The 15,927-nt window shown below is 72.6% G+C and carries 13 protein-coding genes; 8 read left to right on the forward strand and 5 right to left on the reverse strand.

Features of this window, described 5'->3' with window-relative positions:
- The first annotated feature begins 23 nt into the window (after positions 1-23).
- The 5 genes from ACRAKH_RS20160 to ACRAKH_RS20180 all read left to right on the forward strand — a co-directional run bounded on the left by ACRAKH_RS20160 (position 24) and on the right by ACRAKH_RS20180 (position 4,940).
- Entirely contained in the window at positions 24-734 is a 711-nt protein-coding gene (locus tag ACRAKH_RS20160) for an ANTAR domain-containing protein (RefSeq protein WP_380722313.1), read from the forward strand.
- Between the two features lie 192 nt (positions 735-926).
- Positions 927-1,178 carry a hypothetical protein gene (locus ACRAKH_RS20165; protein ID WP_380722311.1) on the forward strand — a complete coding sequence of 84 codons (252 nt, stop codon included), beginning with the start codon at positions 927-929 and terminating at the stop codon, positions 1,176-1,178.
- A gap of 47 nt (positions 1,179-1,225) precedes the next feature.
- Positions 1,226-1,930 carry a GntR family transcriptional regulator gene (locus ACRAKH_RS20170; RefSeq protein WP_380722309.1) on the forward strand — a complete coding sequence of 235 codons (705 nt, stop codon included), beginning with the start codon at positions 1,226-1,228 and terminating at the stop codon, positions 1,928-1,930.
- Positions 1,931-2,154: 224 nt separating this feature from the next.
- Entirely contained in the window at positions 2,155-3,600 is a 1,446-nt protein-coding gene (locus ACRAKH_RS20175; protein WP_380722307.1) for an RICIN domain-containing protein, read from the forward strand.
- Between the two features lie 122 nt (positions 3,601-3,722).
- Positions 3,723-4,940 (forward strand): PP2C family protein-serine/threonine phosphatase, encoded by a 1,218-nt coding sequence (locus ACRAKH_RS20180; protein WP_380722305.1) that lies wholly within the window; start codon positions 3,723-3,725, stop codon positions 4,938-4,940.
- A 14-nt stretch (positions 4,941-4,954) separates the two neighbouring features.
- Here the strand turns inward: ACRAKH_RS20180 and ACRAKH_RS20185 are convergent, their stop codons facing one another.
- The 3 genes from ACRAKH_RS20185 to ccrA all read right to left on the reverse strand — a co-directional run bounded on the left by ACRAKH_RS20185 (position 4,955) and on the right by ccrA (position 7,054).
- Positions 4,955-5,332: a hypothetical protein gene (locus ACRAKH_RS20185; protein ID WP_380722303.1), complete on the reverse strand. Its 378-nt coding sequence runs from the start codon at positions 5,330-5,332 to the stop codon at positions 4,955-4,957.
- The gene (locus ACRAKH_RS20190; RefSeq protein ID WP_380722301.1) at positions 5,329-5,517 is read right to left on the reverse strand and encodes a hypothetical protein; all 189 of its coding nucleotides are present in this window, start codon (positions 5,515-5,517) and stop codon (positions 5,329-5,331) included. The genes ACRAKH_RS20185 and ACRAKH_RS20190 overlap by 4 nt, the downstream gene beginning before the upstream one ends.
- A gap of 268 nt (positions 5,518-5,785) precedes the next feature.
- Positions 5,786-7,054: a crotonyl-CoA carboxylase/reductase gene (gene ccrA, locus ACRAKH_RS20195; protein WP_380722299.1), complete on the reverse strand. Its 1,269-nt coding sequence runs from the start codon at positions 7,052-7,054 to the stop codon at positions 5,786-5,788.
- Positions 7,055-7,784: 730 nt separating this feature from the next.
- Here ccrA and ACRAKH_RS20200 point away from each other — a divergent pair.
- From ACRAKH_RS20200 to ACRAKH_RS20210, 3 genes are read left to right on the forward strand one after another with little or no spacing between them, the layout of a single operon-like run.
- Positions 7,785-11,156, forward strand: a complete 3,372-nt coding sequence (locus ACRAKH_RS20200; protein ID WP_380722297.1) for a non-ribosomal peptide synthetase — start codon at positions 7,785-7,787, stop codon at positions 11,154-11,156.
- Positions 11,153-12,274: a hypothetical protein gene (locus tag ACRAKH_RS20205; protein WP_380722295.1), complete on the forward strand. Its 1,122-nt coding sequence runs from the start codon at positions 11,153-11,155 to the stop codon at positions 12,272-12,274. Before ACRAKH_RS20200 ends, ACRAKH_RS20205 begins: the two co-directional genes overlap by 4 nt.
- 59 nt (positions 12,275-12,333) lie before the next feature.
- Positions 12,334-13,317, forward strand: coding sequence for an aldo/keto reductase (locus ACRAKH_RS20210; RefSeq protein ID WP_380722293.1), 984 nt, complete (start codon positions 12,334-12,336; stop codon positions 13,315-13,317).
- A gap of 54 nt (positions 13,318-13,371) precedes the next feature.
- On the opposite strand, the gene ACRAKH_RS20215 is transcribed toward ACRAKH_RS20210, so the two are convergent.
- Entirely contained in the window at positions 13,372-14,130 is a 759-nt protein-coding gene (locus ACRAKH_RS20215; RefSeq protein WP_447009167.1) for a thioesterase II family protein, read from the reverse strand.
- Complete coding sequence (locus ACRAKH_RS20220) at positions 14,123-15,364, reverse strand: cytochrome P450 (RefSeq protein ID WP_380722289.1); 1,242 nt, start codon at positions 15,362-15,364, stop codon at positions 14,123-14,125. Before ACRAKH_RS20220 ends, ACRAKH_RS20215 begins: the two co-directional genes overlap by 8 nt.
- Positions 15,365-15,927: the final 563 nt, after the last annotated feature.

A 15,927-nucleotide genomic window follows, 5' to 3' on the forward strand; every position in this document is an offset into this window, starting at 1 on the left:
GGAACGGGTACGACGCCGGAAGCGTGGCAACGCGCGGCGGGGACCGTGACGACCTGGCGACGCACCTCAGCGACGTGGCACGCGCGTTGCACGAGCTGGACAGCGCCCAGGACACCCTGGACGCGATCGTGCGCGCCGCGGTGGAGACGGTGCCGGGCGCGCGCCACGCCGGGATCATGACGGTCGTGGGCAAGCGCCAGGTGGACACCGTGGCGATGACCGACGACCTGCCCGGCGAGGTGGACCAGGTCCAGTTCGAGACCAGCCAGGGACCGTGCCTGGAAGCGCTCTTCAACGAGAAGAAGGTCAGCGTGCCGGACCTGGCGGCCGAGACGAGGTGGCCCGCCTTCTCCGAACGCGCCCGGCGGCTCGGCGTGTCGAGCATGCTGTCGTTCCAGCTGTACGTGCGCGACGACGACCTCGGCGCCCTCAACCTCTACTCCCCCGACGTCGAGGCGTTCGACGACGAGTCCCACCACGTCGGCAGGCTGTTCGCCAGCCACGCCGCGGTGGCCTTGGCCACTGCCCAGCAGCAGGAGCACCTGGCCGAGGCGGTGCAGACGCGCGACCTGATCGGGCAGGCCAAGGGCATCCTGATGGAGCGCCACAAGCTCACCGCCGACCAGGCGTTCACCGTGCTGGTGCGCACCAGCCAGCGGACCAACACCCGGCTGCGCGACCTCGCCGACCGGTTGACGCGGACCGGCGAGCTGACGTCGTCCGACCAGACCTGACCTGATCCGACCGACCTGACCGCGCCGGTGGCCCCGATCCACCGGCGCGGACGGGTGGACAGGTGGTTGCGGCGGCCGGGTGGGGGTACTCGACCGGCACGTCAAGCAGTCGGCGACACGCAGCGCGTGCCGGTCCCCCAGTCGGTCCGACCACGGTCGGCCGACACGCGCTCCGAACCCACTGGACTTGCCATGGCCACCACGCCTTGCCCTCAACGCGGCGCGATCGTCACCTACCTCAACCCGGACGTGCTCGCCCCCACCGCGTTCCTGCGCGGTGTCGTCATCGGGGACCACGTGGTCGACCCGGAGACCTCGCACGCCTGGGTGCCGGTGCTGCTGCCCGGCCGCACGGTGTCCGTCCTGGACACCCGGAACATCATCGAGGTGCACGTCCCCGGAGGCGCGCGGTCCGGACCAGGGCACGCGCCCGGCAACCCCTGACCGCGCGGCCGGTGCGGGATGATCTTGCCCTGGCTAGGATCGGCCGCATGGCGCGCGCGGGCTCGGGGAGCTGGCTGGACTCGCTGTCGGCCGGTCGCACCGAGCTGGGCCGGTCCAGCACGGCGGAACGGGTCGCGGCCGTGCTGCGCACCCGCGTGATGGAGGGCGACCTGCTGCCCGGCCTGCGGTTGTCCGAGGAGGCGATCGGCGGCGTGCTGGGCGTGTCCCGGAACACCCTGCGGGAGGCGTTCCGGCTGCTGACGCACGAACGGCTGCTCGTCCACGAACTCGGTCGGGGCGTGTTCGTGCGGACGCCGGGCATCGCCGACGTCGTCGACCTCTACGCCGCCCGGCGCGTCATCGAGTGCGGCGCCCTCCGGTCGTGGACGTCGGCGTCGGAGCGTGCCCGCGACGACGTCCGGGACGCGGTGCGCGGGCAGGGCGAGGCGGCGGCGGCCGAGCGCTGGACGGACGTCGCCACCGGCAACATCCGCTTCCACCTGGCGATCACGCGGCTCGTCGGCAGCGCGCGGCTGGCCGAGGAGGTGGAGCGGCTGCTGGCGGAGCTGCGCCTGATGTTCCACCACATGGGCGACCCCCGCGAGTTCCACGAGGACTACGTGCGCCTCAACCGGGGGATCGTGGCGCTGCTCGACGCCGACCGGGTCGCCGACGCCGAGGCGGAGCTGGCCCGGTACTTCACGACGGCCGAGCAGCACCTGCTGACCCGGATGCGCCAATCGCCCGCCTGACGTCCGCGAAGCTTGACGGCGACACTGCGCGCTGACAGCATCTAGACCGCATGTTTGCGCAAACATGACCTCCGCACGCCGTTGCCCCGCCGCCGCCCGGGGTGACGCCGGAGGCGAAGGCCGTGGTCGCGCGCGAAGAGGTTTGGTGACGTGCCGGCGCACGGAGTCGCCCACGCCGGGCGCCGGTGCCGCGTCCCTGTGGTGGGCCGGACAAAGGAGTCCAGATGTCCCGTTTGTCTCCGAGGCGGTGGCGTGCGGCGCTGACCGCCGCGGTCGTCGGCCTGGCAGCCGTGCTGCTGCCCACCGGCACCGCCCACGCCGCGCCCGTCACCGTCGACGTGGGCGTGCAGTTCACCGACACGAGCGGCAACCCCGTCGAGGCCCACGGCGGTGGCGTGATCAAGGTCGGGAGCTACTACTACTGGTTCGGCGAGAACCGGCACCCGGACAACCTGTTCCGCGCCGTCTCGGTCTACCGGTCCACGGACCTGAAGAACTGGGAGTTCCGCAACAACGTCCTCAGCCAGTCCAGCCACGCCGAGCTCCGGACGTCCTGGGTCGAACGCCCCAAGGTCGTCTACAACGCGTCCACCGGCCAGTACGTCATGTGGATGCACTGGGAGAACGGCCAGCACTACGGCGAGGCGCGCGCGGCCGTGGCGTACTCGTCCACTGTGGACGGCAACTACACGTACCAGGGCAGCTTCCGGCCGCTCGGGCAGCACATGTCCCGCGACATCACGCTGTTCAAGGACGACGACGGCACGGCGTACATGATCTCGGCCGCGCGCGAGAACTACGACCTGCACATCTACCGCCTCAACGCCGACTACCGCGGCGTGGCGCAGCTGGTCGCGAACCCGTGGCCGGGCGGGCACCGGGAGGCGCCGGCGCTGTTCAAGCGCAACGGCGTGTACTTCATGCTCACGTCCGGCGCCACGGGCTGGTCGCCGAACCAAGCGAAGTACGCGACCGCCACCAGCGTGGCCGGCCCGTGGAGCGCCATGCAGAACGTGGGCGACTCCACCACGTTCCGCTCGCAGCCCGCGTACGTGCTGCCGATCCAGGGCACCCAGACGACGTCCTACCTCTACATGGGCGACCGGTGGGCGGGCGCGTGGGGCGGACCGGTGAAGGACTCCAGCTACGTCTGGCTCCCGATCGGCTTCCCGAGCAACACCTCGATGAGCCTGTCGAACGCCGGTCAGGTCGTCATCGACACGGCGACCGGCACGGTCACGTCCGTGGGCGTCTCGTACAACCGGATCTCCGTGCGGCACTCCGGCAAGTGCCTCGACATCGCCAACGTCAGCCAGGCCGACGGCGCGGCGTTGACGCAGTACACCTGCGGCAGCGGAGCCAACCAGCAGTTCCGCGTGCAGGCGACCGGCGGCGGCTACTACCAGCTGATCGCCCGGCACTCGAACAAGTGCCTGGACGTGAGCGACCACAGCACCGCCGACGGCGCGGCCGTGCAGCAGTGGAGCTGCACGACCGGCCAGAACCAGCAGTGGTCCCTGGTCGACGTCGGCTCGGGCTACTCCCGGATCGTGGCCCGGCACTCCGGCAAGTGCCTCGACCTGCCGAGCAGCTCCCACGACAACATCCAGTTCAAGCAGTACCCGTGCAACGGCGGTCAGAACCAGCAGTTCCTCGTCACCCCGGTCTGAGCCGGCCCCACGGCCGCGCCGGGGCCCACCGCACGCGTCACCGGTGGACCCCGGCGCGCCGGACTGGAGCACGGCGGGTGCGCGCGCTGCCGTGGTGGTGGTCGCGTGGTTACCCTGTGCGGGTGACGGAGCGGGCGCGGTCCTGGCACGGTGTGTTCAGCCGCATCGTCAACGAGGCGCACGTGGTCGGCCCCGACGAGGTGGCCGGCCTCGTCAACGGCGCGACGGCGCCGGTCGGGGTGACGGTGCGGCTGCACCTGGTCGACCTGTCGCAGCAGCGGTTGCACCCGGTGCGGCCGGAGGACGGGCCGTCACTGTCGGTGGAGTCGTCCCCGGTGGGACGTGCGTTCCAGCAGTTGGAGCTCTACGTCGAGCCCGGACCGCCGCCCGTCCTGTGGATACCGCTGCTCAACGGCACCGAGCGGCTCGGCATGGCGGGCATGGAGCTGCCCGCGGACGCCGATCCGCACGACACCTGGCTGCGCGAGCAGTGCTGGGTGGTGGTCAGCCTGGCCGCCCACCTGGTCATGAGCAAGCAGAACTACGGCGACCTGTTCCACGTGGTCCGCCGCACGAAGCCGCTGTCGGTGGCCTCCGAGCTGCTGTGGCAGCTGCTGCCGCCGCAGACGTTCGCCTGCGACCGCATGGTGGTCACCGCGGCGCTGGAGCCCTACGACCAGGTCGGGGGCGACGGCTACGACTACGCCGTGGACGGCGGGGATGCCCACGTGGCCATCTTCGACTCGGTGGGCCACGACCTGCACGCGGGCCTCACCACCACGGTGGCGCTGGCCGCCACCCGCAACGCCCGCCGCAGCGGTCTGGGGCTCGTCGAGGCGGCGCGGCTGGCCGACGAGGCCATCGCCGTGCGCAACGGGCCCGACAAGCTGACGTTCGCGACGGCGGTGCTGGCGCGGCTGGACCTGGACACCGGCGAGCTGCACCACCTCAACGCGGGCCACCCGCCGCCGGTCCTGCTGCGCGACGGCAAGGTGGTCAAGCTGCTGGAAGGCCCGGCGCGCATCCCGCTGGGGCTGGGCCACCTCACCCGGCGCGAGGCGCAGGTCGCGACCGAGCGGCTGCGGCCCGGCGACCGGGTGCTGTTCCACACCGACGGCATCGTCGAGGCGCGCAGCCCCGACGGCGCGCTGTTCGGCCTCGACCGCCTGGTCGAGCTGACCGAGGTCCACGAGGCCGCCGGGCTGCCCGCCCCGGAGACGCTGCGCCGCATCGTCCACGCCGTGCTGGAGCACCAGCACGGGCAGCTCCAGGACGACGCCACCCTGCTCCTGCTGGAGTGGACCACCACCGGCCAGATCGCCCTGTTCCCGACCATCTGACCGGTGCCGCCGGGTCAGTCCTCGAAGCGAACCTTCGCCCACACCGTCGTGCTCTCCGACGCCGACACCACGCCCCACTGCGCGGTCAGCCCGTCGACGATCAGGAGACCGGCTCCGAGGGACCAGCGCGCGGTGTGGCGCCGGGCGTGGTCGCGGACCCGGATCGTGAGCGTCTCCGTCCACGGGTCCATGACCAGTTCCAGCACGTACGGCGGCTCGCCGCACCGCCAGGCGTTGTCCAGCAGCTCGCCGACGAGCACGCCCACCAGCAGGACGTCGTGGTCGAGCCAGCCGACCAGGCGGTCGCGCAGCCACGCCTCGACCTCGGCCCGCGACGGCGAGCCGTGGGTCTCCATGACGAGGACGGCGCTGCCGTCGTCCGGGCCGGTCATGCGGCGCACCGCCGGCACCAGTGGGGTCCGATCGCCCGGTCGCGCCCACGCCACCCGTCGCCCACCGCGGACGTCCACAGCAGCCGCCAGACCGTGTGCGCGTCCTCGCTGTCGTAGGCGCGACCGCAGTGGTCGCAGATCAGCACGAGCGTGGCGGAGTCGTGGTCGGCGGGGATCGCGGTCACGGTGCCGGAGGTCGACTTCCTGGGGTCGGGGACGCGGTGCGGGCGTGCGGCCACCCCCGGCGCGCGCACCGGTCCGTCGCCGAGGGCGTGGACCACTATCGCCGATAACGCGGTCGCCGAACCTTGCGATCACCTTGCGATCACCTTCCGGTCGGCGAACGCGGGAGCAGGTGAGGACGCGGTGCGTCCAACGGGGACGGCGTCAAGACCGCGCCGGCGCGCGCCCGTCCGCCGCACGCGGACGGGCGCTGCCGGGACCGCCGACGGATCAGTCGGGCACGTCGGTGAGCCCGGGGCGCGGCGCGCCGACCAGGGCGGCCAGGTTGCCGGACTCCTGCGTGCCGTCGCGCATGTGCTGGTGCGCCAGGCCGATCTCCTCGAAGTCGTAGGTGTGGCCCAGGCTCGGGTCGATGTGCCCGGCGGCGACCAGGTCGACGATCGCGCGGCACTCGCGCGGGTTGGCGAAGTGGCTGCCCTGGAAGCGCTTCTGCCGCATCCACAGGATCCTCAGGTCGACCTCGCCCAGGTAGCCGCTGGTCGCGCCGCACAGGACGATCATGCCGCCGGGCGCGCAGACGTAGACCGACGTGGGGAGCGTCGCCTGGCCGGGGTGCTCGAAGACGATCCTGGGCGACACCTTCTCCCCCAGCACCTCCCAGATGCGCCGGCCGAACGCCCGCACGCCGCGCTGCCACCGCTCCAGCTCCGGCCCGTCGTCGGGCATGGGTCCCCAGTGGTCGAACTCGGTGCGGTTGATGACACCCACCGCGCCCATGCGCAGGCAGTGCTTCACCCGGTCCGGCGAGGACACCACGGCGATGGGACGGCCACCGAGCCGGCGCACGATCTGGGTGGCCATCGAACCGAGTCCGCCGGAACCGCCCCAGACGAGCACCGGGTCGCCGGGCTGGACGGTGTGCGGCGGCCACCCCGCGAGCTGCCGGTAGGCGGTCGCGCCCGACAGCATGAAGCAGGACGCCTCCTCCCACGTCAGCTGCGCGGGCTTCGGGTGGCACTGGAACTCGGCGACGAGGGTGAACTGGGCGAAGGAGCCCCAGTTCAGCTCGTAGCCCCACACGCGCTGCGTGGAGGACAGCATGGGGTCGCGGCCGAGCCGGATGTCGGGGTCGTCCTCGTCCCAGCGGCAGCCGGACAGCGTGACGTGCTCGCCGACGCGCACGTGCCGCACGCCGTCGCCCACGGCCCACACGATGCCCGCGCCCTCGGACCCCCCGATGTGGTGGCCGGTGTCGTCCCCTTTGGCCGCACGCATGCCGATGACGTCCACCGGGGTGCCGAGGGCGGCCCACACGTTGTTGTAGTTGACGCCCGCGGCCATGACGGCGACGAGCACGAAACCGGGCGGCACCTCCGGGACGTCGACGACCTCGGTCCGGAAGGCGTCGACCGGCGGACCGTAGCGCTCCGGCCGGATCACCGAGGCGTACATGCGCTGGGGCACCACGCCGAGCGGGGGAAGGCTCCCCGGCTCGTACAGGGTGTCCGTTCGGGAATAGGTCGCCGACTGTGTCGCCATGATCCCCCTCCAGGTTCGCGGGGAAGTCACAATCAACCGCTCCTCCCCCGGATCGATGCTAGTGACGGGTCGGCACCGCGAATCCCCCAAGCGGGGCAAGAAAGCGTTCGACCGATTCGTCCGCCGAGCGGTGTCGAGAGCACGCGGCCGGGAACGGCGGACAACCGGGCGACCGACCGGAGGCACGGAGAACTTCCGGTCACATTTCGCAAAAAAGGGATGAATGTCCGCTTCCGACCCGGTCGCGCACGCTCGCGCACGTCGCGGAGCTGCGCGGATCGTTGATCCCGGAGCGTCAACCGTTGAAGGTTGACTTCAACGACGGGGCACGGAACGGTGCGCGCGTAAGGGACTTTTACCTGTCACGTGGAATTATCGTGACCATTGCGCCGACACTTCGCCGAACCGAACCGGAGCGGGTTGACAGAGATCAACGAGCGCTTTTAGCATCGCTCACATTGGGGGAGAATGTGACTCGCTGGGGGACTTTGCGCAATGGCGCGGACACCACATCTCTGCGACCTGACGCGCTGTTGTCCGACGGGGAATCCGGACATCCACGGGGACCTTCCCGCTCCTCCACGCCCACTGCCGCGCACCCCACCCGGTGACGGGGCGCCGGCGCCGTCGGTCGGCAGACCGCGACGGCCCCGGCGCCCGTAGGCGGCCACGCCCCGGTCGCGGCGTGCCCAGGCGACAGCAGCAGTCCCACCAAGACCCGGAGGTCGGCATGTCACTGGACGAGTACGCGCTGTCGGTCCTCGGACCGGCCACGGACAGGGCGGGGTTCACGACCAGCAGCTTCATCGCGCTCGGGGGCGACTCCCTGCGGGCGATGCGGTTGACCGCCCTGGCGCAGGAAGGGCTCGGGCTGCGGTTGTCGGTGTCGGAACTGCTCTCCTCGACACCGCTGGGCGCGGTGCTCGCGAACGCGGTGGCGACGTCGAACGGCGCCACCGACGGCACCTCCGACGCGACCGCCGCGGAGCCGGAGACCGCGGTCCCCGCGCTGACGCCGACGCAGCGGGGCATGTGGCTGATCGAGAACGTGCTCGGCGGCTCGACCTACAACCTGGTCTTCACGTCCTATGTGGACAGCGGCACGCTCGACCGCGAGGTGTTCGGCCGCGCCGTCGCGGCGACCACGGCCCGGCACGCCTCCCTGCGGACGCTGCTCCGCGACCAGGACGGCGAGGTCGTGCCGGTCGTCCTGGACGACGCCGTGCCCGACATCGTGGACCTCGCGCACGACGGCCCGGACTTCGACGGGTTCGTCCGCGCCACCGCCGCCGAGCACGGCCGCACCCCGTTCGACCTCACCGCCGCTCCCCCGCTGCGCCACCTCTTCGTCGGCGGCGCGGGCGGGCGGCAGGCGGTCGTCCTGGTGGCGCACCACATGCTCCTCGACGGGTGGGCGGTCGGCCTGCTGCTCGACGAGCTGTTCACGTCGTACCGGGCGCTGGCCGCGGGCGAGCCGCTGCCCTTCACCGACGTCGCGCCCACGACGGAGGCGTTGCTGCGCCGTCACGAGCAGGACCGCCGCAGCGGGGAGTGGGACCGCCTGGCCGAGTTCTGGCTCAAGCACCTCGACGGCGCGCAGACCGTGCTGGAGGTGCCCACCGACCGCCCCCGCCCGACGGTCCAGGACCCGGCGGGCGACCGCGTCCCGCTCGACTTCGACGCCGGGCTGACCACGCTGGTCGAGGACCGGGCGCGCGAGCTGGGCATCACGCCGTTCGCCCTGCTCCTCGCCTCCTACGGCCTGACGCTGAGCCGCTGGACCGGCGTCGACCGGCTGCTGGTCGGCGTCTCCCTCTACGGGCGGGACACCGCCGAGCTGGCCCGGCTGGTCGCGGTGGCGGGCAACCTGGCGCCGGTCCGGCTGGAGGTGGACGACGACGCGCAGGCGGTGGACTACCTGCGCGCGGTGCAGGACTCGCTGGCGCGCAGCATCGAGGCGGGCGCGCTGCCGTTCGACGAGCTGGTCACCCGGCTCGGGGTGCAGCGCGGGCTGAGCGCGCACCCGCTCGTGCAGGTGTCGTTCGGCATGCACGACCAGCTGGTCCCGCAGCGCATCGACGCCGGTGACGTGGAACTGCGCGTGGAGGAGGGGCACGGCGGCGGCGCCCAGTTCGACCTGTCGCTGCTGTTCGGCCGGTCCCGCCCGACGCTGGGCGCGCAGCTGGAGTACGCGACGGCGCTGTGGGACGAGGCCGACGCGCGGGCGTTCCTCGCCGACTTCACCACGGCCGTGCGGGAGCTGGCCACGGCCGGCGGACGGCTGGAGGACCTGCGCTGCCTGTCCGCCGAGCGGCGGGCGGTGCTGGACGCGCTGAACGCGACCCACCGCGACTTCCCCGAGGTCACCGCGGACGAGCTGGTCCGCAGGACGGCTCAGCGCGCCCCGGACGCCGTGGCGGTGCGCGAAGGCGACGTGGAGCTGACGTACGCGCAGCTCGTGTGCGCGGCGGCCGAGCAGGCACGGCGGCTGCGCGAACTCGGCGTCGGCCGCGGCGACCGGGTGCTGATCGCCCTGGACCGCTCGATCACGGAGATCGTGGCGGTGCTCGGCACGGCGTGGGCGGGCGCGGCGTACGTCGGCGTGGACCTGGCCCAGCCCGAGGCGCAGGTCCGGCACATCGTCGCCAAGGCCGCGCCGAAGGCCGCGCTGGCCGCCTCGCCGGACGCCGTCGCGCGCCTCGGCGTGACCGCGTGTGCGACGTGGGAGCCGTCCTGGCCCTCCGACACGCGGACCGAGCCGGCGGACACCGGCCCCGACGACCTCGCGTACATCGCCTTCACGTCCGGCTCCACGGGCCTGCCCAAGGGCGTCGCGGTGCCGCACCGAGCCGTCGTGCGGCTGGTGCACGAGCCCGACTTCGTCCACCTGGGACCGGACGACCGGGTGCTCCGGCTGTCGCCCCTGGCGTTCGACGCGTCCACGCTGGAGCTGTGGGGTCCGCTCGCCGGCGGCGCGGCGCTGGAGGTGCACCCGGCGGGTCTGTCCTCTCCGAGCGAGCTGAGCGCGTTCCTGCTCGACCGGCGGGTCACCGTCGCGTGGCTGACGGCGGGGCTGTTCCGGCTGGTCGAGGAGTTCGCGCCGGCCGGGCTCGGCGGCCTGCGGCAGCTGATCACCGGCGGCGACGTCGTCCCGCACGCCCACGTGGCCCGCGCGCTGGAACGACACCCCGGGCTCGTCGTCACCAACGGCTATGGACCCACCGAGAACACCACGTTCACCACCACCCACCCGGTGACGTCGAGCGCGGACGTGGACGGTCCCCTGCCCATCGGCACCCCGCTGCCGGGGACGCGCGTGCACGTGCTGGACCGGCGGCACAGGATCGTGCCGCCGGGCGCGGTCGGCGAGCTGTACGCGGCGGGCGCCGGCCTGGCCGACGGCTACGTGGACGACGAGGCGGAGACCGCGCGGGGGTTCGGCCACTTCTCCCCCGACGTCCCGGAACGGCTCTACCGCACCGGCGACCTGGTCCGGGTCGACCACTCCGGGCGGCTGCGCTTCCTCGGCCGCCGCGACGACCAGGTGAAGCTGCGCGGGTTCCGCATCGAGCTGTCGGCCATCGCCGACGTGCTGGCTGGCGACCCGCGGGTCCGGGACGCGGCGGTCGTGGTCACCGAGGGCGACAGCGCGGACAAGCGGCTGCTCGCCGCGATCGTCCCCGCCGACCCCGCGGTGCGCACCGACGAACTGCGCGACCTGGTGGCCGACCGGCTGCCGTCGTACATGGTGCCGGTGCTGTGGGCCGTGGTGGACCGCTTACCGGTGACCGGGAACGGCAAGGTGGACCGCCGGGCCCTCGCCGCCGTGGCGGCGCCCGCCGGGCAGCGGCTCCCGGAGCCCGAGCCCGAGCCGGACCCGCTCGGCGTGGCGCCCGACCTGTTCGCCCGCGTCCTCGACCGACCCGTGGACCTGACGCCGGACACCGACTTCTTCACCGTCGGCGGCAACTCGATGGGCGCGGTGCGGCTGTTGCGGCTCGTCCACGACGAGGTGGGGGTGAAGGTGCGGCTGCGGGACTTCCTGCTCGCGCCGACGCCGTCCGGCCTGAACCGGCTCATCGACCAGGCCGCGCGGTCATGACCGAGCTGATCCGCGACGACGTGCGCGGCATGGCGTGGGACGACGGGCTGGAGTGCTGGGTCGTCTCCGACCCGGCGCTGGCCCGGCGGGTGCTCAACCACCGGGGTTTCTCGTCGCAGACGTCGAAGCGGCTCGGCGAGCTGTACATGACGGAGGAGTCGCGGCGGGAGCACCGCGACCTCACCGAGTTCCTGCGGCTGTGGTTCGTGCACACCGACGGCGCGGAGCACGCCGCGCTGCGCAAACCGTTGCAGCGCTTGTTCTCCGCCTCGCACACGCGGTCCCTCGGCGCGCGCGTCGAGGAGATCGTGGACGCGTGCCTGGACGACCTGGTCGCCGATCCCCGGCACGACGCCGTGCCCACCGTGGCCGAGGGCGTGTCGGGGCGGGTGATGGCCCACATCGTCGGCGTGGACCGGGAACCGGCCGTGCTGCACACGTGGTCCCGGACGCTGTCGGGGTTCATCGCCGCGATGTACCGGCGCGACCACGCCGAGGCCGCGCACCGCGTGATGCTGGAGATGGTGGACGCCCTGCAGTCCTCTCCCGCGCTGGAGGGCTTCTCCCGCGACACGCCGGAGGATCGTGCCCGCACCAACGCGACGTGGGCGATGATCCTGTTCGGCGGTCTGGAGACCACGGCGTCCCTGCTCGGTTCGTGCCTGCTCGCCGTGCTGGAGGACCCGGCGCGGTGGGACCGGGTGCGGGAGGACCGGCCGGGCGAGGTGGAGTCGCTGGTCGAGTCGGTGCTGGAACGGCGACCGCCCCTGCGCAACGTGGGCCGGGTCGTCGCGCACGACTTCGAGTTCGAGGGCGCGCGCCTGAGCGAGGGCGACTTGGTGCTGGTGTCGCTGGCGGGCGGCGGGCTGTTCGACGGCGACGTGTCCGACCTCGCCCCGGTCCCGGAGCGCGCCGACCGGCACCTGGTGTTCGGACACGGCGTCCACTACTGCGTCGGCGCGCCGCTGGCCCGGCTGGAGGCGGCGACCGTGCTGCGGCGGTTCACCCGGCGGTTCCCCGGCGCGGCGGTGGTGGACAACGGGGTCGAGTGGGGGCCGAACCTGTCCTACGTCGGTCTGGACCACCTGTTCCTGGACCTCGGTGACGGCGACCGCTGACCGACCACCATGATCGACGTCCGAGAGGTCCCACGCAGCGCATTGGAGAGAGCACCCGGATGAGGTATCGGAAGATCGGCACCAACCCGCAGCGGCAGCGCGAGGTGAGCGCGCTGGCGCTGGGTGCCATGCAGTTCGGCACGGTCATCGAGGAGGAGCGGGCGTTCGCGGTCCTGGACCGGTTCGTCGCGGCAGGCGGCACCTTCATCGACACGGCCAACAACTACGCGTTCTGGGTGAACGGCACCCAGGGCGGCGAGAGCGAGACGGTGCTCGGGCGCTGGCGGCGCAGCCGGGGCGTCACCGACGAGGTCGTGATCGCCACCAAGCTCGGCGGCCGGCCGAAGGTGCCCGGCTTCGACTTCATGCGACCCGAGGGGTTATCGCCCGAGGTGATCCGCGAGTCGTCGGCGCGCAGCCGGGAGCGGCTGGGCGTGGATCGGCTCGACCTGCTCTACGCGCACGGCGACTTCATGGACGTGCCGCAGCGGGACGTCGCGGAGGCGTTCGCGGGACTCGTGGCCGAGGGCTCGGTGGCCATGCTCGGCGCCAGCAACCACTGGTCGTGGCGGCTGGAGCGGATGCGGGCGATCGCCGAGGCCGCGGACCTGCCCGGCTACGAGGTGCTCCAGTACCACCACACGTACCTGCGCCCGCGCGGCGACGTGCCGGGCCGGCGGTCGAAGGACGGCGACCAGGGGCTGTTCAGCGCCGAGCTGATCACCTACCTGCGGGACCGCCCGGAGCTGACGCTGGTGGCGTACACGCCGCTGCTGTCCGGCGCCTACGTGCGCGAGGACCGGCCGCTGGGCGAGCTGCACGACCACGCGGGCACCAAGGCCCGCCTCGCGGCGCTGCACGAGGTGGTGCGGCAGACCGGGGCCACGGCGAACCAGGTGGTGCTGTCCTGGCTCATGGGCGGCGACCTGCCGATCATCCCGCTGGTGGGCGCGTCCTCGGTGGAGCAGCTGGACGAAAGCCTGGAGGCGGTCGAGCTGGACCTCACCGCCGAGCAGCGCGAGCTGATGGACGCGGCGCACTGACGCGCTCCCCGCGTTGACGCCGCGCGTTGACGCCCCGGGCGGCCGTCCGGGGCGTCAACGCGGCTCGGCGAGGGTGCCGGCGATGACGTCGAACACCCGCCCCACGCCGTCCTCGTCGAAGAAGTGACCGCCCGGCACCACGTCCAGGGTGAACGGCCCGGTGGTCTCCTCCCGCCACGCCGCCATCCGCGCCGCGGACGCCTCCCGGTCGTCGGCGCCCGCGAACGCGTGCACCGGCACGTCCAGCGGGGGTCGCACGGGGTCGCCGGCGGTGGCCACCACGGTGAGGTCGGCGCGCAGCGCGGGCAGGAACAGGTCGAGCAGGTCCGGCCGCTCGAACACGATCGGCGGAGTGCCGCCCAGGTCGCGCAGGTAGGCGATCAGTCCCTCGTCGGGCTCGTCCCACCCGCGCACGCGTCCGCGCGCCGCGGGGGCCGCGCTGGCGGCCACGAACAACGCGCGCGGGCCGGGGCGGGACGTCGCGCGCAGCTCGTGCGCCAGCGCCAGCGCCACCCGCGCGCCCATGCTGTGGCCGTAGCACGCGAACGGCTCGTCCAGCAGCGGGTCCAGCACGTCCAGCAGCTCGGCCACCACCGATCCCATGTGGACGTGCGGCGGCTCGTCCAGCCGGGTGTCGCGGCCGGGCAGCTGCACCGCCACCGTCGCCACGTCCGCCGGCAGGCGCCGCGGCCACTCCCGGAACGCCGAGGCGGTGCCGCCCGCGTAGTGGAAGCACAGCAGCCGCACCCGACCGGTGCCCGGCGAGCCGAAGTGGCGCAACGCCCGCCGCCGGCGGGCCGACACGTCAAGCACGGCGCTTCGCCGTGATCGGCACGTGCTTGTACCCGGAGACGAAGTTGGACACCAGCCGCTCGGGCGTGCCCGCGGCCTCGAAGTCCCGGTACTGCGCGAGGAGTTCCTCGAACAGGATGCGCAGCGTGACGCGGGCCACGCTGTGCCCGACGCAGTAGTGCGGCCCGATGCCGAACGCGAGGTGCTTGTTCGGCTTGCGGCGCAGGTCGAACGTCTCGGCGTCCGGGAACTCGCTCTCGTCGCGGTTGGCCGCGCCCAGCCACACCACCACGGCGTCGCCGGCCGCGATCCGGGTGTCGCGCACCTCGACGTCCTGCGTGGCGTAGCGCAGCATGTGGTTCACCGGCGACGCCCAGCGCAGCGCCTCCTCGACCGCCGTGGCGCCGACCTCCGGGTCGGCGGCCCACTGCGGCAGCACGTCGGAGTCGATGAACTCGGCCATCACGAAGTTCGGCGCGTGCGGCGTGGTGACGTTCGCGCCGAGCAGCAGGCTGTAGCAGTTGGACACGATCTCGCTCGGCGACATGTGCCTGCCCTCGAACCGGGTGTTGATCAGCACGCTGATCAGGTCGTCACCCGCGTGGTCGCGGCGGAACCGCACCAGGTCCTGGAAGTAGGCGAACAGCTCGCGGTGCGCCATGTGCAGCGTCGCGGCCCGGCCGCCCTCGTCCTGGTACTCCGGGTCGTCCGCGGCGATGCAGATCGTGGTGAGCCTGCTCAGCCACGGCCAGTCCTCCTCCGGCAGGCCCATCATCGTCCCGGTGACCGACATCGGCATGGCCAGCATCGCCTGGCCCCAGTCGAACACGCCGCCGTCGCCGATGGGCGCGATCAGCTCGGTGACCAGCTCGCGGATCGTCTCGCGCTGCCGGTCGACCGCCTTGACGGCCAACGCCTTCTTCAGCCGCGCCTGCATGATCGTGTGCCGGGGCGGGTCGGTGACGGCGAGCTGCTGGCCGCCCGCCGGGTCGTCCATGCCGAGCAGCTCCAGCATCGTGCCGCGCTCGGACGTGAAGAGCGCGGTGTTCCGCAGCACGTAGTCGGTCTCGCGGAAGTGGACCACCGACCAGAAGCCGCGGTCGTCGTCGACCTGGTGCCAGCTCAACCCGTCTCGCGCGCGCAGGTCCCGCCACACCGCGTGGGCGTCGCCGTCGCTGTACAGGTGGGGGTCGACCAGGTCGGTGTCACCCCGGTGGACGGGGCATCCGGAAACGGTCGCGTCGTGGACGGTCATGGCCGCTGTCCTCATCGGTTCGGGGAGCAAGCCGTCCGGCAGACTCCGGGTCGGTGTGGCAGTGGGCTGGTGGCGCTGTCGGATCGCGCCGCGGAAGGCACTGCGGGATTCCGCACGCGTGCCGCCGATCGGTTCCGCCCGACCTGTCGCATATCCGGTGAATTGACGGTCAACCACGCGTCACATTGACGGCGGCGTTTTTCGCGTTGACGAGCGGAGGTGGTCGCCTTCGACCGACTTCGAGGTTCGGACGTCAACTGTGAAACGCGCGGCCGATCCGGTGAACGGCCGCCGGGAAACAGCGCGTGACGTGCGACTTCACGGGCGGGCACCGGTCAACATCGCATCATCCCCCTCGTGCGCAAAACCTCGACCCCCTGATCCGTGCGACCCGAGCACAACTCGCGTTCGCCCCACGGCAACCCAGTCAAGCACCACGTTCGAGAGATCGTCAACGCCCCGATCCGCACCCGGCGCATTGCGTCCACTGTGGACGAAAATCACCGCGAAACGGTGGCTTGACGGAACTCCGGGCCCGTCCTACGGTCGAATTACCGGCCTGG

This window comes from Saccharothrix hoggarensis, assembly GCF_052936025.1.

Coding starts and splice junctions, on each gene's coding strand:
- ACRAKH_RS20165 (WP_380722311.1), top strand. CDS start 927: ATGGCCACCACGCCTTGCCCTCAACGCGGCGCGATCGTCACCTACCTC.
- ACRAKH_RS20170 (WP_380722309.1), top strand. CDS start 1,226: ATGGCGCGCGCGGGCTCGGGGAGCTGGCTGGACTCGCTGTCGGCCGGT.
- ACRAKH_RS20175 (WP_380722307.1), top strand. CDS start 2,155: ATGTCCCGTTTGTCTCCGAGGCGGTGGCGTGCGGCGCTGACCGCCGCG.
- ACRAKH_RS20185 (WP_380722303.1), bottom strand. CDS start 5,332: ATGACCGGCCCGGACGACGGCAGCGCCGTCCTCGTCATGGAGACCCAC.
- ccrA (WP_380722299.1), bottom strand. CDS start 7,054: ATGGCGACACAGTCGGCGACCTATTCCCGAACGGACACCCTGTACGAG.
- ACRAKH_RS20200 (WP_380722297.1), top strand. CDS start 7,785: ATGTCACTGGACGAGTACGCGCTGTCGGTCCTCGGACCGGCCACGGAC.
- ACRAKH_RS20205 (WP_380722295.1), top strand. CDS start 11,153: ATGACCGAGCTGATCCGCGACGACGTGCGCGGCATGGCGTGGGACGAC.
- ACRAKH_RS20210 (WP_380722293.1), top strand. CDS start 12,334: ATGAGGTATCGGAAGATCGGCACCAACCCGCAGCGGCAGCGCGAGGTG.
- ACRAKH_RS20220 (WP_380722289.1), bottom strand. CDS start 15,364: ATGACCGTCCACGACGCGACCGTTTCCGGATGCCCCGTCCACCGGGGT.